Consider the following 18231-nt stretch of genomic DNA (forward strand, 5'->3'; position numbering starts at 1 on the left):
GGGTGGGGGGGGTCGGCATTCTCTACGTATGGTTATACGCCTTAAACGCATAGCTATGCAAGTGAACACGACGGCATGGGCAGGTTCGCATATCGAGCTGATGTCATCTTCACTTCAGTCCAGTAAGGTGGGCCGTATGGCATTTCATCCTATCTTTAACCTGTCGATACTCGCACTGCTGCTCAACACCACTTCAGCGCTCGCTGCAACGCCCTACAGCAGCGTCAATGTCACGCTCAAACAGGAGTTGGGCAACTTATCGCTCGGTGGCAATACCAGGGCCTCTCCGGTCATGGGTATCAGCAAACCCACCATCAAGAATGGCGTGGCCTACGTGAGCGCGTCTCACTCGCTGGGTGACTGGGCCATCGGCCTGAGTCCCAAATTGCCCATCAGCTTGACGGTCATGAGCCAGCAGGGCGACGCCGTCCTTGATCTGCGCCCACTGCAACTCTCGGCGCTCACCATCACACAGCAACTCGGTACCCTGACGCTGATGCTGCCCGCCGCCAATTTAAATGTCTCCCTCACTCAATCGCAGGGCGACGGTACCATTACTTTGCCGCCCAATGTAGGCTTACGCCTGAACGCCAAGCAGTTCACCCAGGGCACATTGATCATGAATGGGAAAACAGTGGCAGCCGGCCTCAAATTTGACGGCACTTACCAGACGGCCAACTACGACAGTGCCCAGTACAAAGTCAACATGACTGTGAAAAAACAGCTGGGCACACTGACTATCAAATAGCAGCACGCTCTCGGATGTCAACGACTTAAAAAGCCCTTCAACCGTCGCAGCGCTTCTTCGATCTCGGCTTCCGATTTGCAGAAAGCCAGACGCAGCATCTCCGGCGGCGCGGGCTGGGTGCGGTAGAAGGCTTCCAGTGGAATAACCGCCACACCGCCCTCGGTCACGAGTCGCTCAGCGTCCACGCCCGGCAAACGGGCGGTCAGAAAATATGTGCCCTGCGGCGTGAACACCTCCGCGCCGAGGTCCCGCAGGCCAGCGGCAAGCAGCTGCATCCTCTTGAGGTAGCTGCGGCGCAGCCCATCATAAAACCCGCTTGTCCGCGCTATGCCGAGGGCCTCAGCCACCGCCGCCTGCAAAGGAGCTGGGGCGCAAAAGGTCGTCCACTGATGTAAGCCCGCCACTTCCGGCGCAGCACCCTCAGGCGTTACGATCCAGCCGACCCGCCAGCCCGTGGCATCGAGCCGCTTGCCCGCGCTGCCCACGGTGAAGGTGCGCTCCGGGGCCAGGGTCCGCAGCGAGACGGGTCGCACGTCGTAATACAGCTCGTCGTAAACTTCGTCGCTGATCAGCCAGAAATCGTGCTCACGGGCCAGGTCCGCGATTGCCTGCAACTCGGCCCGCGTGAACACGCTCCCAGTGGGATTAAAAGGACTGTTGACGATCAATGCTTTGGTGCGCGGCGTCACCGCCCGGCACAGTGCATCAATATCCAGTCGCCAGCCCTCTGCCGACAAGTTCAGCGGCACGCCGACGAACGTTGCGCCCACCATGACCGTCTGGGGCAGGTAAATGTCGAAGACCGGCTCGAAGGCGATCAACTCGTCGGGCTGGCCGCCGGGATTGGGACCATACAGCGTCTGCGCCAGCGCGAACATCGCCTCGGTGGCCCCGCAGGTGATCACAACCTGTTCCGGCTGAACCTCCAGATCCTGGGCCACCGCCTCGCGCAGCGCGGGCAGGCCAATCGGCGGTGAGTACTGGTCCACCGTGCCCACCGCGCGGCGGGCGGCCTCCAGCAAGAAGGCAGGCGGCGGCGTGCTGGGAAAACCCTGGCCCAGATTGACTGCGCCGCGCTGGGCCGCCAGGCGACTCATGCGGGAAAAGATGCTCTCGGCGGACAGGCGGGTGCGGGCATGCAAGCTGGGCATACCTTCAGTCTGCGCTTTGGGGCCCCACAGCCCGGCGGCGGCGTCCAGACAAAGGCGTGTCCAGAAAAAAGAATGGGCAGGCAGAAACGCGGCATCGAGATAAGCACAAAAAAGCCCCCACCATCAGGCAGGGGCCATGAGGGAAAAGAGCGTTCAGGGCAACTGGTAATCCAGGCCGATGCGCACGCCAGTGCCAATACCGACACCCGTACCCGAGCCGACGGAAACCCGGATGCCCGCGTTCACCTCGCCAAATACGCTCAGAGGGCCGCCGACGATGTTGTACTTCAGGCCCGCCAGTGCGTGGGGGTAGATCGAGACGCCGGTGAAGCTGCCCAGCCCCACGCCCGCGCCCAGGCCGAAGCCGTAGTAGGGCGACAGGCCGCCAAAGTTCTGGCTGCTGATATCGCTGAGGTAATCCACCGTGCCGCCCACCGAAACCTGGCCGAAGTTGAAGTTCAGGGCGTCGAGATTGAGGCCGTAGCGCACGGCAGAGGTGTCGGTCAAATCGCTCTTGTAATGCACGGACAGACCGGAACCGACGGAGCCGCCGATATAATTGGCCGCCGAGGCCATAGAAGCTGATGCCAGGACCAGCGTCGTCACTTTGAGCAGGGTCTTATTCATAAAAAGCAGTATGAAACACTCCGCCAGCTCACTGCCCATACGTCTTCTTAATGCTGAAGAAGTCAAATCTTCGCACTTCAGGCCAGGTCGCCGCGCTCCAGGACCACCAGCAGCGCCGCCGGATCATCACAAACTTCACCCGGCAAATTCACGCCCGGCAATTCTTCATTGCCGCCGCAGCGGAGCAGCACACAGCGAACGCCTGCTTTCCGGGCCGCCTCCGCGTCATATTCGGTGTCGCCCATCATCAATGTCTCCTCCGCTGCCATGCCGAGCTTCTTCAGCGCCTCCGCGATGCTGTCGGCATCGGGCTTGCTGGCCCCACCTCACTGGAGGTCACGCGGGCACCGTCCAGGCTTTCCAGGCCGATATATCCCAGCTCCTATTCCACGATCTCATCCTCGCCGCTGCTGCCGAGCATGAGATTGAAACCGAGGTCGCGTGGGCTCGCCACCAGTTTGGCTGCGCCAGGCGTGGCCTGAAGGTCGGGAAGCATGGGTTTGAACGCCTCCTCCCAACCTTTTGTCAGGGCCTGGCCCTGCTCGCTCTCGGCATCTAGGCCCGTCAGCCTGGGAATCACCTTGTCACCGCCCATGCCGATGGGGGGGGCGCACCTGCCCAAAGAAAACGTCAAAGCCGCGCTGCCGGAAGGAAGTGACCCAGGCGCGGGTGTGCACGTCGCTGCCGTCGATCAGGATGCCGTCGAGGTCAAGAATGACGGCGCGGAGGCGGGAAGTGGCCATAAGTGCAGGGGAGCGGCTGAACTGAACAAGCAGCGCCGCAAGCTGTTGAGCCAAAGCAAAGACAAGGCCCCCGTCTCAACCACAGACGAAGGCCCTACCCTCACAGCGCTCAGCGTTGCTTCAACGCCCTGCCAGCACCGTCCAGATGGCCGGATTCGCCACCAGTCCATATGCCAAGTTCGGCAGAATGCCCAGTACCGTCACGCCGACCACGCTGATAACGACGGCGGCGGTGGTGGGCGTGCGTTCGCCGGGGTACTCGCGGGCGGGGGTACGGTCGGGCATGAACATCAGCATGGCAGGGCGCAGGTAATAGATGAGCGCCGCCACGCTGCCCATCGCCGCGATGATGGTGAGGCCCACGTACCCAGCCTGAAACGCCACCTGAAACGCCAGATATTTGCCCATGAAGCCCGCGAACGGCGGCAGGCCCGCCAGCGAGCCAAGGCAGACCGCCAGCGCCACCGCGTAGGCTGGATGGCGGTAAAACAGGCCGCGCATGTCGTCGAGCGAGAAGGCCACCTCACTGCGTTGCAACGCCCCCATCACCGCAAACGCGCCCGCCGTCATCAGGGTGTAGACCAGCAGGTAGTAGGTCAGGGCCGGGCCGCCCGTCGCTGGATTACCCAGGAGTGCCAGCGCCAGAAAGCCGGTGTGGGCCACCGCCGAGTAAGCCATCAGGCGCTTGAAATTGGTCTGGAAGAGTGCACCGAGGTTACCGACCACGATAGTGGCGACGATCAATACTTGCAGCACCGCTGCCCAGGCCGGGACATTCTGCATGGCCCCGCCGAAGACCCGCAGCATCCCCGCGAAGGCCGCCACCTTGACCACCGTGCTCAGAAACAGGCCGACGGTGGTGGGCGCACCCGAATACAGGTCGGGGGTCCACTGGTGAAAGGGAGCCAGCGCCACCTTGAAGCCGAAGCCGCACAGCAGCATCAGGGCACCGACGACCAGCAAACCGACGTTCTGGACTTGTAGCCCGGCAGTGGCGTCGCGGATGCCGACGTAATTGAGGGTGCCAGTTGCGCCGTAGACCAGCGCGATGCCGTAGATCAGGATGGCGCTGCCCACTGCGCCGAGCAGGAAATACTTCATACCCGCTTCCTCAGCGCGACGGCTGTCCTGCAAGGTGGAGATGACATAGCCCGACAAGCTCATGATCTCCAACCCGATCAGCATGGTCACCAGGTCGCCGGAAAAGGCGATCAGCAACGTGCCGGTGACGGCGTACATCAGCATGGCGTCAAATTCGGGAAAGGCCAGTTTGGCGCGGGCCGCGCTGTCGTAGCTGACCAGTAAGGTCATCAGCGAGCCGAGCAGAATGATCAGGCCGATAGAAAGGGCCACGTTATCAGCCTGCAAACTGCCGCCAAAGGTGCTGAGATTGCTGTCCCACAGCATCACCATCCTGATGCCCGCCACCACCAGCGTCGCCATGCTGATCAGCGTAATAGATCTCCGGGGCAGGAAAAAGCCCAGCACCGTGGCAAGAATCGCGCCGAGCAGAGTGATGGCGATGGGCAAGAGAGGCGCGAGGGCCACATCGGGCAAAACGAGAGCAGTATTCAAGAGAGGCCCCTTTCGGTCGGTACGCGGCAAAAGCTGAAGTCCAGCGTTTGGCAGCTCATATGCCTCCCCCGAGTCCGTTCATCCAGGCCCGCACCACCGGCTGCACCAGGGCGAGTGCCGGGCCGCTATAGATGCCGAAGAAGATGGCGACGGCCACTGGAGCGCCCAGAATCAGCCAGTCGAGGTCGCGTAGATCATGGGCCAGCACCGCTCCGGCGGGCCGAACCTGCCAGTAGGTTGTCTGGTAGGCGGTGAGGGCGTAAGCGGCGGCAGCGATGGTGGACAACCCCGCCAGGAACGCCAGCCAGGGGTAGACCTGATATGCGCCGAGCAGAATGCTGAACTCCCCGATGAACCCCGCCAGTCCCGGCACGGCGATGGAGGCAAACCACAGGGTCATGGTCAGGCCGCTCAGTGCTCCAGCCTGGGTCATGATGCCGCCGACCTTGGTGCTGAGGCTGCCGACCCGCTCCTGAAGCATCCCAGCGGCCAGGAACAGCGCCCCGGTGTAGACGTTCTGGAAGGCCAGCAGGAAGAGTGCACCGATCATGGCCGTCTCGTTCATGGAGAAGATGCCCAGCCCGACCAGCCCCATGTGCGAGAGCCCCGCATAGGCCAGCAGGCGCTTCCAGTCGGTCTGCGAGAAGGCGATCCAGGCGGCATAGAGGGCAGTGAAGGCCGCCAGCGCCATCAGAATGGGCCGGAGCTCCAGCATGGCGTCGGGAAACAGGATGATCCCGAAGCGGAACAGGCCATACGCGCCGACCTTATAGAGCGTGCCCATCACGTCGGCCACGCCGCTGTCATGGTTCTGGGCATGGAAATCGGGGAGCCAGGCGTGCATCGGGAAGAGCGGCAACTTGACTGCCATCGCCGCCAGGAACCCCAGAAACAGCCAGGTCTGGACACTGCCCGTCACCGGATGGGCCTGCAAATCGGCCAGCGCGAAGGTGGGGCTGCCGCCGTAATACTTCAGTCCGATGATAGAGATCAGCATCAGCAAGCTGCCGAACAGCGTGTAGGCCGCGAATTTGATCAGGGCGGCCATCCGGTGCGCCTTGCCGTAGATGGCCAGCATCAGCAGCGCCGGAATCAGGGCGTCTTCGAAGAACACGTAGAACAGCACCAGGTCGCGGGCGGCGTAGATGCCCAGCAGCCCGGTTTCCATCATCAGAATCAGCGAGAGCATGGTGCCGGGATTGGGGATGCGCTTCCCGGCGTAAATCACGGCAATCAGGGTCATGAAGGCGGTGACGATGCCGAGCAGCAGACTCACGCCGTCCATCTGCACGCTGTAGGTGACGCCGATGGCCGGAATCCAGTTGATGCTGTAGGCGGACAGACCACCCACCGACCACGACCACAGGCCGCCCGCCAGGGTCAGCCCCGCCGCCGCGCCCGCGAACTCCTCACGCCAGCGCACCGGCACCAGGAAAATCAGCAAGCTGGCGAGGACCGGCAAAAAGATGAAAAAGTGAATCACAGGCCGTCTCCGATGGCTCTCAGTGCCCAGTAGCCGACAATCAGGGCGGTGCCAAGCAGCATGCTCAGGGCGTAGGCGCGCACGAAGCCGCTTTGCCAGATGGTCACAAGCCAGCCGGGAGCGCCGACGTTGCTGACGATGCCGTTCATGGCCCCGTCCACGCCGTTGTCCACCGTGTCCAGCCCGCGTGAAATGAACTTACTGCCGTTGCCGACGACCGCGTTATAGAACCGGTCCAGGTAGAGCGCCTGAAAACTGAACTGGCCCAGCGGCCCGACTTGCAGCGCCTGGCGGCGGTGCCCGTAGAAGGCCCAGCCGAGTCCAGCCAGCGCGACAGCCACGGCGATCAGGGTGGCGATCCACTCGGTACTCGCCGGGATCGCATGTTCGTGCACTGGAATGGCGCGGCCCAGGAAGTTGTCGAGGACGTGTCCGCCGCCCAGGAACGTGGGCACGTTGAGGAAGCCCCCCACCGTCGCCAGCGCCGCCAGAATACCCAGCGGAGCGCTCAGCACCGCGTCGCCGTCATGCGGGTACAGCTTGGTGTCGCCCCGGTACTCGCCGCGCCACACCAAAAAATACCAGCGGCCCATGTAAAAGGCAGTCAGAAAGGCCACGAACAGCCCGATCAGATACAGCGGGATGTTCTGGGCGAAGGCCGAGGCCAGGATGCCGTCCTTGGAGAAGAAGCCCGCGAAGATCGGGATGCCGGAAATCGCCAGCACGCCGATCAAGCTGACGATGTGGGTGAACGGCATACTCTTTGCCAAGCCGCCCATCTTGCGCACGTCCTGCTCCTCGTGCAGCGCGTGAATGACCGCGCCCGCCGCCAGGAATAGCAGCGCCTTGAAGAAGGCGTGGGTGACGAGGTGGAAAATCGCCGCCGTGTAGCTGTGCAGGCCCACCGCCAGAAACATGTAGCCGAGCTGCGAGACGGTGGAGTACGCCAGAATCTTCTTGATGTCGGTCTGGTTGAGCGCCGAGAGTGCGCCGTAGAGGGCCGTCAGTCCGCCTGCCCAGGCCACCCACATGGATGCGCCGGGGGCCAGATCGTAGAAGAAGTTGCTGCGGGCAATCAGGTACACGCCCGCCGTGACCATCGTGGCTGCGTGAATGAGCGCCGAGACCGGCGTGGGGCCAGCCATCGCGTCGGGCAGCCAGGTGGTGAGCGGCAATTGACCGCTCTTGCCCACCGCGCCGACCAGCAGGAACAGGCAGATCAGCTCAATCAGGGGCCGCGACGTGACCGCCAGCGTGCCTTCCTGCCCGGCCAGTTCGGGAATCACCAGCGTACCGAACACCTTGTAGATCAGGAACATGCCCAGCATGAACCCCAGATCGCCGATGCGGTTCATGATGAAAGCCTTGCGGGCCGCATTGGAGTTGTTGACACCCTCAGCGGCGTTGTGGTCCCTGTGACCGGCGAACCAGAAGCCGATCAGCAGGTAACTGGCCACGCCCACACCTTCCCAGCCGACGAACATCAGCGGGTAGGAGTCGGCCAGCACCAGAATCAGCATCATGGCGACAAAGAAATTCATGAAGGCGAAGAAGCGGGTGAACCGGGCGTCCTCGCGCATATAGCTGATGGAATAAACGTGAATCAGGAAGCCGACGCCAGTAATGACCAGGGTCATGATCGACGAGAGTTGATCCAAATAAAAGCCGACCTTGAGGTTGGCCGAGATGCCCCCGGTACCGAGCGCCATGTTGGGCAGCCAGGTCCAGAGGGTTTCGTGGGCCGGAACGTCAGTCAGGCCGAAGAAGCGGACGAGCGCCACGACGAAGGCCGCGCCGATCAGGCCAGAGCCGAGCCAGCCGCCGGAGGTGCCCTTAAAAAAGCGGCCACCGCAGATCAGCAGCAAGAAGCCGATTAAGGGAAGGAGGGGAAGCCAATATAAAGCCATCGATTACCCCTTGAGGGACGCCAGATCGTCCACATTGGTGGTTTCGCGTTTGCGGAAAATAGCCACGATGATCGCCAGCCCGATGGCGACCTCGGCGGCGGCCAGCGTCATCACGATGAACACGGCAGTCTGGCCGACCAGATCACCCCAGGCGCGGGCAAACGCCACCAGAGAGAGGTTGGCGGCGTTGAGCATCAGTTCCACCGACAGAAAGACCATGATGGCGGTGCGCCGCGTCAGCACGCCGATCATGCCCAGGGCAAACAGAATGCCGGACAGGGCGATGTAATAAGAGGTGGGGACCAGCTCCATGTCAGGCCACCTCCCCTTCCAGCGGGGCCAGTTCGGGTTGCTGCTCAGGGTCAGCCTGCACAGCGGGCCGCTGCACCAGGGCCACCGAGCCGACCACCGCGACCAGGAGCAGAATGCTGACCGCTTCAAACGGCAGCAGGAAGCGGGTCAGCAGGGTTTCGCCCACCGGGCCGGGTGCGCCGTTGAGCAAGGCCGCCGAACTCTCGGCCAGCGGCTGCGGGGCCTTGTAAGTGAAGGCCAGAATCGCAAACGCGCCCGCCAGCACCGCGCCGCCCACGCCCGCCAGCGGCGCGATGAAGGGCAGCGGGTTGGCCTCCTCCACCGGACGGTTGGCGTCCAGCAGCATGATGACGAAGAGAAACAACACCATCACCGCGCCCGCGTAGACGATGACCTGGGTGGCCGCCAGAAACGAAGCGTTGAGGGTGGCGTAGATGCCCGCCACCGTCAGCAGGGTGCCGACCAGCCCCAACGAGGCGTGAACCGCATTTCGGGCCGAGATGGTGATGATGCCGCCAACCAGGGTCAGAACAGCGAGAACGAGAAAGGTCAGCACGCTCGACCTCTATTCAAATAACCTGCCTGCCTGCCTGCCACACATCGCAATTCACAAGTCACGAGCTTCTTCATGTCGGGTACTTGACTCCTTCCAGCTCGGCACGCGGCCCGCCTGCCACCTTGAAGCCCACCCGCACGGGTTGGTTTTTTTGTGCAGCTTCGCGGCGCTGCGGAATGGAGCCGTCCACGCCCACCAGCATGTCTTCCTTGGCGTACACGAAGTCGCGGTAGCGGTAATCGGCCATCTCGAATTCGTTGCCCATGACCACCGCGCCGGTCGGGCAAGCCTCCTCGCACATCCCGCAGAAGATGCACCTGAGCATGTTGATCTCGTAGACGCTGGCGTAGCGCTCGCCGGGTGAGGTCGGATGGGCCGGATCGTTCTCGGCGGCCTCCACGTAGATGGCGTAAGAAGGGCAGGCGGCGGCGCACAGTGAGCAGCCGATACACTTCTCCAGGCCAGTGCCGGGATGACGGGTCAGGACGTGCCGCCCCCGGAAGCGCGGCTTGATGGAGGCCCGCTGCTCCGGGTAACTGACGGTAACGGGCTTGGTAAACAGCTTGCCGAGCGTGACGCCCATGCCTTTGGCGAGTTCTAGAACGCCCATTGGGAACCTCCGGTGGGGATTTGAGCGTTGATCGTCGAGCAGTCGATGCAGGGCATTCAGTCCCCCCCCGCGATCCGGGGTCGGGGTGCCGTCGGATTCTCCGCTTCTGGCCTGTGCGTGGGCGTGTTCCAGAGGCGGCGGGCGCGGTCACTCAGCATAACCAGCAGCACCAGACCGATGACCCCCAGAATCGCCAGCGGCCACAGGCCCGCACCCCGGAAGTACGTCAGGTAAAAGCCGGTGATGATGGTGTTGGTCAGCGCCAGAGGGAAGATCAGCTTCCAGCCGAAGCGCATCAGTTGGTCGTAGCGCAGCCGGGGCAGGGTGGCCCGCACCCAGATGAACAGAAACAGGAAGAAGGCGATCTTGAGAATCAGCCAGATGAACGGCCAGTTGGAAATGCCGGGGATGATCCCTTCCAGAAAGACCGGCCCCTTGTAGCCGCCGAAAAAGAGGGTACTCATCAGTGCTGAGGCCGTGATCATGTTGACGTACTCGGCCATCTGAAAGAGCGCCCATTTGATCGCCGAGTACTCGGTCAGGTAGCCTGCCACCAGTTCCTGCTCGGCTTCGGGAAGGTCGAAGGGGGTGCGGTTGACCTCGGCAAAGCTGCTGACCAGAAAGGTGGCGAAGGCGAAGATCTGGAAGACGATCAGCCAGCCGTTGGTGGCCTGCCAGCCGACAATAGACTGAAACGAGGCGCTGCCCACCAGCATCAGCAGGCCGAGGATGCTCAGGCCCATGCCAAGTTCGTAGGAGATGATCTGCGCCGCGCTGCGGAGGCCGCCCAGCAGCGGGTACTTGGACCCCGAAGCCCAGCCACCCAGAAAGATGCCGTAGACGCCCATGCTGGTGATCGCCAGCAGACCGATCACGCCCACGTCCAGGCTATAGACCCAGGGATCGAGGCCGAAGAAACTCCCGGCGGGACCAGCCGGAATGCCCCCGAAGGCGGTCAGGGCGCAGGTGATGGCGATCAGCGGCGCGAGGGTGTAGACCATCTGATCGGCCTTGGTGATGCGCAAGTCTTCCTTGAAGATGCTCTTGATGGCGTCAGCCAGCGGTTGCAGCAGGCCCAGCGGCCCGACGCGGTTGGGACCCCAGCGAATCTGCATGCGGGCCAGCAGTCGGCGCTCGACCAGGGTCATGTAGGCGAAGGTGGTCAGCAGGGCCAGGGCCACCAGCACGCCCTTCACCACCGTCCACAGCAGATCGAGCCACCAGGCAGTGTCGGGCATCAGTCGTCACCCGCCACAAACGGGGAGGCCATCGGCAGTTCAATCATTCCGGCGCTGTAGACAGGGTCGCTGCGTTTCATGCCTTCCTTCCAGAGTTGCGGGGTGTACGGAGCGGCGGGGGCGTCGTAGCGCATGCCCAACGGGGCGATCAGGCCATGAATGGGCAACTCGGCCACGTTCACGCCCAGCCGCTCGCTGAGCAGGGTCTGGGCGCTGCGAACACCGCGAATGCCGAGCTTCACGTCCAGCGCCTCGGCCACGATGCCCAGAGCGCGGATCAGGTCGGCAGCCTCGCCGTTCTTCAGGGCCGCCGGACGCAGCGGCAGCAGGCGGCCTTCCAGATTGACCGTCGTGCCGCGCTTCTCGTAGTTGGTGACGGCGGGCAGCACCACGTCGGCCTGCTGCGCGGTGGCGGTCAGGTGGGTGTCGTGGGCAATAAGGAAGCGTGGGCGGGTCTGTCCTTCAGCAATCGGATCAAGGCGGCTGACCAGTGCCACCCGCGCCTGTGAGAGCTGGTCGTAGCGCAGGCCACCCGAACGCGGCACCAGATTCAGCGAGGCCAGTCCACGCGCGTTGGCTCCAGCAGGCAAGGCCAGCACCTTCGTTTTGGTGCGCTGGGTGAGGGTTTGCAGGGCGCTGCGGGCCGCGCCGCTGAGACTCGCCAGAGCTTCCGCTCCCAGAATCAGGACCGGGCGCTCGGCCTTGTTCAGCAGGTCAGCGGCAGCTTTGACAGCGGCGTTATCTGAGCTGCCCGTCAGTCCGGCCAAGGCGGTGGCGGCGTCCAGCTGGGCTGAAAACCCGGCCTGCTCGCTGAGACGGCTGGGTTTGCTGGAGATGACCGCCAGCTTCTCGCGCTTGCGGGCGGGGCGCTCCACCAATCTGAGATCGGCAATCGCGGTGCCGTGATGAAATTCAGCGGGCAGAATGCCGCCGCGCAACATTTCCAGAATGCGGAGTTCCAGAATCGGCGCTTCCTCGCCCAGATCGGCACCCAGCACCACCACGCCGTCCGACTGCGCGACTTCGGTCAGGGTCGGCGTATCGGCCCCGTAGCCCGGCTGGCGCGGCCAGTGATCCACGCTCGCCAGTCCAGCCAGGCCCGCGAAGGCCTCGGCGGCAATGCCCTCTTCCAGGGTGGAATCGGCATTGAGAAAGACGGCGAGGTCGTAGGCGTCCAGGCCAGCCATCCCAGCACGAATGGCGTCCACCGCCTGATCCCAGGTGGCGGTCACGAGTTGGCCGTCTTCGTTGCGAATCATCGGCGTGGTCAGACGGTTCTCGGAGGCAAAAACGTGCCCGAAGCGGCCCGCGTCGCAGATCCAGGCCTCGTTGACCTCGCGGTTTTCACCGGCCACGATGCGCTCCAGGCTGCCGTTGCGGGCGTCCACCGTGATGGAGCAGCCCACCGGGCACAGCGTGCAGGTGGTGTGGGTGTGGTCGTATTCCCAGTTGCGGCCCCGGAAGCGGGCCACGTTGTCGAGGAGCGCTCCCACCGGGCAGATATCGGTGATGTTGCCCTGAAAGCCGAGGGGCAGGCCGCCCTCCGCCGTATCAATAAAGGTATAGCTGCTGCGCTCAATGAAGTCCAGAACTTCCTGGCCAGGGACTTCCTCGAAGTAACGAACGCAGCGCTTGCAGTGAATGCAGCGTTCCTGATCAAGAATCACGTAATCGGACAAGGGATAGTGCTTCTCGGCGTGGCGTCGATCAAAGCCGAAGCGGGACGCGCCGTAGCCGTATTCAAAGGCACGGTCTTGCAATTCACAGGCCCCGCCCTTGTCGCACGTCGGACAATCCAGCGGGTGATTGAGCAGCGTGAACTCCATCATGCCCGCCTGCGACTTGGCGACCACTTCGGACGTGGCGGCAGTTTTGATCTGCATGCCCTCGGTGGCCATCATGGTGCAGGCAGCCATCGGCTTGGGGAACCAGAAGATTTTGGGGGTGGCCGCGTCGCCCTCACCTTCCATGATGAAGCTGCCGTCCGGGTTCTTGCGCGGGCTGCCGGACTCGATCAGGCACATCCGGCACGCGCCGACAGGTGAGAGGTAAGGATGGGCGCAGAAATACGGCACGTCCTTGCCCGCCTGAAACACCGCGTCAATGGCGGAGGTTCCAGCGGGGAGGTCTAAGGAGTGGCCGTCAACGGTGACTTTCATGGGGTGCCTCCGGCGGCGGGTGTGGTGAAGCTGTTCTGGTTGCTCCTCACGCTTGCCGCCACCTTTTGCGGGCCGGATAAATCGGCTTGCCGGTGTTGGCCAGCGCGTCATACTCGTCGCGGAAGAGCTTGATGCTGCTCATGACCGAACTCAGACAGGCGTCAGCCAGCGCGCAGAACGAGCGCCCGCCGATGTTGTCGCACATGTCCAGAATCAGTTGCACGTCACCGGGCTGACCCTGACCGCGCACCTGTTTTTCGTACATGCGGACCATCCAACTGCCGATGCCCTCGCGGCAGGGCGTGCACTTGCCGCAGGATTCGTGGGCGTAGAAGCGCACGATGTTCCAGGTCGCGTCCACGATGCAGTCGGCCTTCGGAATCAGTGTGACGCCCCCAGTACCCAGCGAACTGCCAGCGGCGGCCAGCGCCTCGTAGTCCATCCCAGTATCCAGAATGGCCTCGGTCCAGGGCAGCATATTGCAGCTCACGCCGCCAGGAATGATGGCCTTGATCGCTTCGGTGGGGCCGCCTGCCCAGTCGTAGATCAGCTCACGGAAGGGCGTTCCCAGCGGCAATTCGTAGATGCCGGGCCGGGCCACGGGACCGGAAATCTGAAAGAGCTTGGTGCCCTTGGATTTCTCGGTGCCCATGCCCGCGTGCCACTCCCAGCCGTATTTCAGAATCTGGGTGGCGGCGCAGAAGGTCTCCACGTTGTTGATGGTGGTGGGCAGTCCGTAGAGGCCCGAAGCGGCGGGGAACGGCGGCTTGAGGCGCGGATTGGCCCGCAATCCTTCCAGACTATTCATCAGCGCGGTTTCCTCGCCGCAGATGTATGCGCCCGCGCCTGTATGAACTTGAAGATCAAAGTCAAAGCCGCTGCCCAGAATATTTTTGCCGAGAAAGCCCTGCGCCCGCGCTTCGTGAATGGCGGCCCAGATGCGCTCGGCGGCCAGCACGTACTCGCCCCGGATATAGATATAGCCGAGGCTGGCCCGCATGGCGAAACCGCCGATGATCATGCCTTCAATCAGTTGGTGGGGGTCTTCGGACATCAAATATCGGTCTTTGAAGGTGCCGGGTTCCGACTCGTCGGCATTGCACAGAATCAGGTGCGGCTTGCCATCGTTGAGCGGCATGAACGACCACTTGAGGCCGGTGGCAAACCCAGCCCCGCCGCGTCCACGCAGGCCAGATTTCTTAACCTCATCAATGACCGCGTCGTTGCCGATGGCAAAGGCCCGCTGCACTGCCTGGTAGCCGCCGGAGCGCAGGTAGGTACTGAGTGTCCAGCTTTCCAGTTGCCCGACGTTGGCATACAGGGTGGGCGCAAAACGTGGGTCCTTGGCGCTGATGATCGGCCTGGGGGGAGCGATGGTCATGATGGGTTCCCGTTCGACGGTGCTTGAGTGGTCAGCGGGTAGAGAACATCGGTGCTGCCGCCCGCCGACTCGCCGCTAGAGAGGTATTGATGCCCGTCTCCGGACACCATCACTGGCACCGGATGATGGTCGGGCGCGAGGGGCTGGCCCGCCCGCATAGCGGCGATCAGCGTGTCGCAGCGGGCGCGGCTGATCTCCTCGTAGTAGCCTTCATCGTTGAGCTGAATCACAGGCGCAGTGCCGCAACTGCCCAGGCACTCCACCTTCTGCACACTGAACATTCCGCCCGGCGTGACCTCGCCCGGCTGCACATCCAGCGTCTCGACGAGATAGTCCCACAGTTCGTCACTTCCGGCCAGGGCACACATCAGCGTGGAGCAGACCTGAAGGTGGTACTTGCCAGTGGGGAGGGTGTGGTAGGTGGAATAAAAGCTCATGACGCTGCGGACTTCGGTGGCGGTGGTGCCGATCAGCACGGCGACTTCGTTCATCCTTGATTCGTGGATGAAGCCCTCGGCGTCCTGCACCTCGCGCAGCAGCGGCATCAACGCCGAGCGCTTGCCCTGCGGTGAGTCGGGGTAGCGGCTGAAAATGTCGGCCACCAGTTCGGGCTTGTCGTCAAAGTAGTTGCGGTCAATTTGGGTCACGTCATTCTCTCCAGATCGGCCAGGTGGCCCTTTCCAGCGCGGCCATCTGCTCGGCGCTGTGCCCGCCCTGCCTCAGCAGCGTCATGAGCTGGCCCCGGTGGTGGGCGTCGTGAACGAGGGTGTGCTGCAAAAAGTGAACCGGATGGCTCTCGTACTGGCCCACAAACGCCCGGTGTTCGCTGAGCGCAGCCTCTACAGCGGCCAGCACAGCGGCGTCACTCTCGGTGAAGGCCCGGCGCAGTTCGGCGAGATCACGGGTGACCAGCGTATTGTTCGGCCCCAGCTCGAAGTCAATCGCGTCGGCGTGGGCAGGTGAGATTTCACTTAGCCAGTCCTTGCGGAAGCCCGCCATGTGTGCCAGTTGCGCAGCGACGCTCATGCCGCCCTGCCCGTAGGAGATGTTCAGATCGGCGTCGGAGAGGTGGTCCAGCACGGCAGTATTGACCCTGGCGTTACGCCGGAAGGATTCCAGAATCAGTTCAGGTACACTCACCGATCCACGTCTCCCAGCACCGGATCAATCGTCGCCAGCACAGTAATCAGGTCGGCAAATTGCCCACCCACGCAGGCATATTCCAGGGCCTGAAGGTTGACGAAACTCGGAGCCCGAATCTTGACCCGGTACGGCATGGAGCCGCCGTCGGAGATGATGTAGTAACCGACCTCGCCGCGCGCGGTCTCAACGGGCACATAGACCTCGCCAATCGGCGGGTGGAAGCCCTCGGTGACCAGTTTGAAATGGTGAATCACCGCTTCCATGCTGGTTTCCAGTTCCTGACGCGGCGGCAGACTGATCTTGCGGTTGGGGTCCTTGACCGGCCCCGGCTTGAGCCGCTTGAGCGCCTGCCGCACGATCTTGGCACTCTCGCGCAGCTCGTCGAGCCGCAGCACGAAGCGGGCCTGCGAGTCCCCGGCCTGGCTGACTGGCACATTGAAGTCATACGTCTCAAAGCCGCAGTACGGATTGGCCTTGCGGTGGTCCAGCGGCACGCCCGAGGCCCGCAGATTCGGCCCGGTCAGGCCCAGGTCGATGGCCACGTCTGCCGGGATGACGCCCACGCCCACCGCCCTATCCAGAAAAATCGGATTGGTGGCGAACATACTGGCGTACTCGTCCACATGCTTGTCGAAAGTATCCACGAACTTTTGAACGTTGTCCGTCCAGCCGTCGGGAATGTCACGCGACAACCCGCCCACCCGGAAGTAGCCCTGGTTCATGCGGTAGCCGCAGACTTCCTCGAAGAGGTCTTGCACCGCTTCCTTCTCGCGGAAGCAGTAGAAGAACAGCGTAATCGCGCCCAGGTCCATCAAGGCCGTGCCCAAGAAGACCAGATGCGAGTGGATGCGCCCCAGCTCGTGCAAAATAACGCGCACGGTGGTGGCCCGCTCGGGCACCTCGGCCTGCATCAATTTTTCCACGCCCAGCACGTAGGCCAGCTCATGTCCAAAGGAGTGCAGGTAATCGGTACGCGGCGCGTAGGTCACGCCCTGCTGGTAGGTGCGGTGCTCGAAGGTCTTCTCGAAGCCGGTGTGCAGGTAGCCCATGTGCGGCGTCACCTTGATGACGTACTCGCCGTCCATGTCCACCACCAGCCGCAACACACCGTGCGTGCTGGGGTGCTGCGGCCCCACATTGAGACTCATGATCTCGGTGTGCATCAGCGAGCCTTGCTGCGCCGTCAGCGACCCGACCCGTTCCGGACGGGTGCTCTCCTGATGGTCGGGCTGCATCTCGCTTCTCGGCAGGGTGCCGCTCTGTTTGTCCACGGGCGGACGGTCTTTGAGACTCATGATGTCACCTCAGTCCAGCAACGAATACCCCCGACCAGTGCGCCGCCTTGCTCCAAATGCTTCATTTCGGCCCCCCCTCCGGCATTACCGGCGGCTCCATCTCACCCGTACCGCCCTTGCGCAGGCTGCCGCGCCAGCCGGTCAGCCCGGCGCTCTGACCGGTCATGCCCGCCCGGAAGGCAGCGGGGTCGAGGAAACGCCCATCGCGAAACAGGGTGGGGGTCTCCTCTATCGGGAAATCCTTACGGAGCGGATGGCCTTCCAGGTCGTCGGGCGTCAGGACTTTGCGCAGATCGGGGTGGCCATCAAACACCACACCCATCAGGTCGTAGACCTCGCGCTCCAGGTAGTTGGCCGACTTCCATACCGGAAACAGGCTCGGCAGCGACTCGCCGTCTCTGAGCCAGACCCGCAGGAACAGGCGGCGGTGGTCATAGGGATGGTAGACGTTGTACAGCACGCTGAAGCGCTGCGGACGCGGCTGCACATACGCGCCGTAATCCACGCCGACGATGTCCATCAGCATGAAGCCCTCCGCCTTGAGCCGCCCGGCGACGGTCTCCAAGTCACCGACAACGATGACCGCCGTCGGCTCGGCAGCGTCCTCGGCCTTCAGGCCCAGGGACTCAATGAGCTGCCCGAGCCGGTCCAGCGGCTGCGGGGTCGGCATCTCGACCTTGTTCTCGACTTCACCGGTTCCCACCGTGAACACGGCCTTATCCTTGCCGCCTAACGCGTCCATGCGTCCACCATCGGCAGTTGGTTGCCGAGCTGATCAAAGGCCTCGCCGCGCACTTTTTTCTGAAGCTGCATCACCGCGAAGATGAGGGCCTCGGGCCTGGGTGGGCAGCCCGGCACGAAGATGTCCACCGGCACCACGCTGTCCACGTTTTGCACGATGGCGTAGTTGTTGAACATGCCGCCCGAACTCGCGCAGGCCCCCATACTGATGACCCATTTGGGGTCCGGCATCTGGTCGTAGACGCGGCGCATGATCGGAGCCATCTTCTTGCTGAGGCGTCCGGCCACGATCATCACGTCGGCCTGGCGCGGCGAGGCGCGAAACACCTCCGAGCCGAAGCGGGCCAGATCGTTGCGCCCATCAGTGGCGCTCATCATCTCGATGGCGCAGCAGGCCAGGCCAAAGGTGGCGGGCCACAGCGAGTTGCTGCGCCCCCAGGCCACCAGTTTCTCCAGGCTGGAGAAGAGAATGCCTTCCGATTCCAGTTCCTGCCAGTCGCGTTCAAAGAGTTCTTTAAGGGGCATCATTTCCTCCTGCGGAAGGACGAGATACGGGATCTAG

The 18231-nt window shown here is 63.1% G+C and carries 20 protein-coding genes; 1 reads left to right on the forward strand and 19 read right to left on the reverse strand.

Going from position 1 to position 18231, the window contains the following annotated elements; genetic code table 11:
- Positions 1–136 precede the first annotated feature (136 nt).
- On the forward strand, positions 137–748 hold the full coding sequence (locus tag N0D28_RS10595; RefSeq protein WP_260559491.1) for a toast rack family protein: 612 nt from the start codon (positions 137–139) through the stop codon (positions 746–748).
- A 17-nt stretch (positions 749–765) separates the two neighbouring features.
- On the opposite strand, the gene N0D28_RS10600 is transcribed toward N0D28_RS10595, so the two are convergent.
- The 19 genes from N0D28_RS10600 to N0D28_RS10690 form a co-directional block, all read right to left on the reverse strand.
- The gene (locus N0D28_RS10600) at positions 766–1899 is read right to left on the reverse strand and encodes a pyridoxal phosphate-dependent aminotransferase (RefSeq protein WP_260559492.1); all 1134 of its coding nucleotides are present in this window, start codon (positions 1897–1899) and stop codon (positions 766–768) included.
- 153 nt (positions 1900–2052) lie between these two features.
- Positions 2053–2526, reverse strand: coding sequence for a hypothetical protein (locus N0D28_RS10605; RefSeq protein WP_260559493.1), 474 nt, complete (start codon positions 2524–2526; stop codon positions 2053–2055).
- 77 nt (positions 2527–2603) lie between these two features.
- Positions 2604–2795: an HAD family hydrolase gene (locus tag N0D28_RS10610; protein WP_260559494.1), complete on the reverse strand. Its 192-nt coding sequence runs from the start codon at positions 2793–2795 to the stop codon at positions 2604–2606.
- Between the two features lie 113 nt (positions 2796–2908).
- Positions 2909–3106 carry a hypothetical protein gene (locus tag N0D28_RS10615; RefSeq protein ID WP_260559495.1) on the reverse strand — a complete coding sequence of 66 codons (198 nt, stop codon included), beginning with the start codon at positions 3104–3106 and terminating at the stop codon, positions 2909–2911.
- A 4-nt stretch (positions 3107–3110) separates the two neighbouring features.
- Entirely contained in the window at positions 3111–3269 is a 159-nt protein-coding gene (locus N0D28_RS10620; RefSeq protein ID WP_260559496.1) for a hypothetical protein, read from the reverse strand.
- Positions 3270–3389: 120 nt separating this feature from the next.
- Positions 3390–4844, reverse strand: a complete 1455-nt coding sequence (locus N0D28_RS10625; RefSeq protein WP_260559497.1) for an NADH-quinone oxidoreductase subunit N — start codon at positions 4842–4844, stop codon at positions 3390–3392.
- 55 nt (positions 4845–4899) lie between these two features.
- Positions 4900–6327, reverse strand: coding sequence for an NADH-quinone oxidoreductase subunit M (locus N0D28_RS10630; protein ID WP_260559498.1), 1428 nt, complete (start codon positions 6325–6327; stop codon positions 4900–4902).
- Complete coding sequence (nuoL, locus tag N0D28_RS10635) at positions 6324–8234, reverse strand: NADH-quinone oxidoreductase subunit L (RefSeq protein WP_260559499.1); 1911 nt, start codon at positions 8232–8234, stop codon at positions 6324–6326. The genes N0D28_RS10630 and nuoL overlap by 4 nt, the downstream gene beginning before the upstream one ends.
- A 3-nt stretch (positions 8235–8237) precedes the next feature.
- A complete protein-coding gene (gene nuoK, locus N0D28_RS10640) occupies positions 8238–8540 on the reverse strand; it encodes an NADH-quinone oxidoreductase subunit NuoK (protein WP_260561879.1) in 303 nt (100 codons plus the stop codon).
- A 7-nt stretch (positions 8541–8547) separates the two neighbouring features.
- Complete coding sequence (locus N0D28_RS10645; protein WP_260559500.1) at positions 8548–9102, reverse strand: NADH-quinone oxidoreductase subunit J family protein; 555 nt, start codon at positions 9100–9102, stop codon at positions 8548–8550.
- 70 nt (positions 9103–9172) lie between these two features.
- Entirely contained in the window at positions 9173–9712 is a 540-nt protein-coding gene (gene nuoI / locus N0D28_RS10650; RefSeq protein WP_260559501.1) for an NADH-quinone oxidoreductase subunit NuoI, read from the reverse strand.
- A gap of 56 nt (positions 9713–9768) precedes the next feature.
- Positions 9769–10950 (reverse strand): NADH-quinone oxidoreductase subunit NuoH, encoded by a 1182-nt coding sequence (gene nuoH, locus N0D28_RS10655; RefSeq protein ID WP_260559502.1) that lies wholly within the window; start codon positions 10948–10950, stop codon positions 9769–9771.
- A complete protein-coding gene (nuoG, locus tag N0D28_RS10660; protein ID WP_260559503.1) occupies positions 10950–13109 on the reverse strand; it encodes an NADH-quinone oxidoreductase subunit NuoG in 2160 nt (719 codons plus the stop codon). The genes nuoH and nuoG overlap by 1 nt, the downstream gene beginning before the upstream one ends.
- 46 nt (positions 13110–13155) lie before the next feature.
- Entirely contained in the window at positions 13156–14490 is a 1335-nt protein-coding gene (gene nuoF / locus N0D28_RS10665; RefSeq protein WP_260559504.1) for an NADH-quinone oxidoreductase subunit NuoF, read from the reverse strand.
- The gene (nuoE, locus tag N0D28_RS10670) at positions 14487–15137 is read right to left on the reverse strand and encodes an NADH-quinone oxidoreductase subunit NuoE (RefSeq protein WP_260559505.1); all 651 of its coding nucleotides are present in this window, start codon (positions 15135–15137) and stop codon (positions 14487–14489) included. The genes nuoF and nuoE overlap by 4 nt, the downstream gene beginning before the upstream one ends.
- Position 15138: 1 nt before the next feature.
- A complete protein-coding gene (locus N0D28_RS10675; RefSeq protein ID WP_260559506.1) occupies positions 15139–15630 on the reverse strand; it encodes a DinB family protein in 492 nt (163 codons plus the stop codon).
- Entirely contained in the window at positions 15627–16796 is a 1170-nt protein-coding gene (nuoD, locus tag N0D28_RS10680) for an NADH dehydrogenase (quinone) subunit D (protein WP_260561880.1), read from the reverse strand. The genes N0D28_RS10675 and nuoD overlap by 4 nt, the downstream gene beginning before the upstream one ends.
- A gap of 193 nt (positions 16797–16989) precedes the next feature.
- The gene (locus tag N0D28_RS10685) at positions 16990–17670 is read right to left on the reverse strand and encodes an NADH-quinone oxidoreductase subunit C (protein ID WP_312846404.1); all 681 of its coding nucleotides are present in this window, start codon (positions 17668–17670) and stop codon (positions 16990–16992) included.
- A complete protein-coding gene (locus tag N0D28_RS10690) occupies positions 17658–18194 on the reverse strand; it encodes a NuoB/complex I 20 kDa subunit family protein (RefSeq protein WP_109826622.1) in 537 nt (178 codons plus the stop codon). Before N0D28_RS10690 ends, N0D28_RS10685 begins: the two co-directional genes overlap by 13 nt.
- Positions 18195–18231: the final 37 nt, after the last annotated feature.

Source organism: Deinococcus rubellus (genome assembly GCF_025244745.1).
In the GTDB taxonomy this organism is placed as follows: Bacteria; Deinococcota; Deinococci; order Deinococcales; family Deinococcaceae; genus Deinococcus; species Deinococcus rubellus.

Excerpts from the sequence above, each read along its gene's own strand:
- nuoF (WP_260559504.1), bottom strand. The coding sequence starts at position 14,490 with ATGACCATCGCTCCCCCCAGGCCGATCATCAGCGCCAAGGACCCACGT.
- nuoH (WP_260559502.1), bottom strand. The coding sequence starts at position 10,950 with ATGCCCGACACTGCCTGGTGGCTCGATCTGCTGTGGACGGTGGTGAAG.
- N0D28_RS10610 (WP_260559494.1), bottom strand. The coding sequence starts at position 2,795 with ATGGCAGCGGAGGAGACATTGATGATGGGCGACACCGAATATGACGCG.
- nuoD (WP_260561880.1), bottom strand. The coding sequence starts at position 16,796 with ATGCACACCGAGATCATGAGTCTCAATGTGGGGCCGCAGCACCCCAGC.
- nuoL (WP_260559499.1), bottom strand. The coding sequence starts at position 8,234 with ATGGCTTTATATTGGCTTCCCCTCCTTCCCTTAATCGGCTTCTTGCTG.
- N0D28_RS10685 (WP_312846404.1), bottom strand. The coding sequence starts at position 17,670 with ATGGACGCGTTAGGCGGCAAGGATAAGGCCGTGTTCACGGTGGGAACC.
- N0D28_RS10600 (WP_260559492.1), bottom strand. The coding sequence starts at position 1,899 with ATGCCCAGCTTGCATGCCCGCACCCGCCTGTCCGCCGAGAGCATCTTT.
- nuoG (WP_260559503.1), bottom strand. The coding sequence starts at position 13,109 with ATGAAAGTCACCGTTGACGGCCACTCCTTAGACCTCCCCGCTGGAACC.
- N0D28_RS10605 (WP_260559493.1), bottom strand. The coding sequence starts at position 2,526 with ATGAATAAGACCCTGCTCAAAGTGACGACGCTGGTCCTGGCATCAGCT.
- nuoI (WP_260559501.1), bottom strand. The coding sequence starts at position 9,712 with ATGGGCGTTCTAGAACTCGCCAAAGGCATGGGCGTCACGCTCGGCAAG.
- N0D28_RS10690 (WP_109826622.1), bottom strand. The coding sequence starts at position 18,194 with ATGCCCCTTAAAGAACTCTTTGAACGCGACTGGCAGGAACTGGAATCG.
- N0D28_RS10620 (WP_260559496.1), bottom strand. The coding sequence starts at position 3,269 with ATGGCCACTTCCCGCCTCCGCGCCGTCATTCTTGACCTCGACGGCATC.
- N0D28_RS10595 (WP_260559491.1), top strand. The coding sequence starts at position 137 with ATGGCATTTCATCCTATCTTTAACCTGTCGATACTCGCACTGCTGCTC.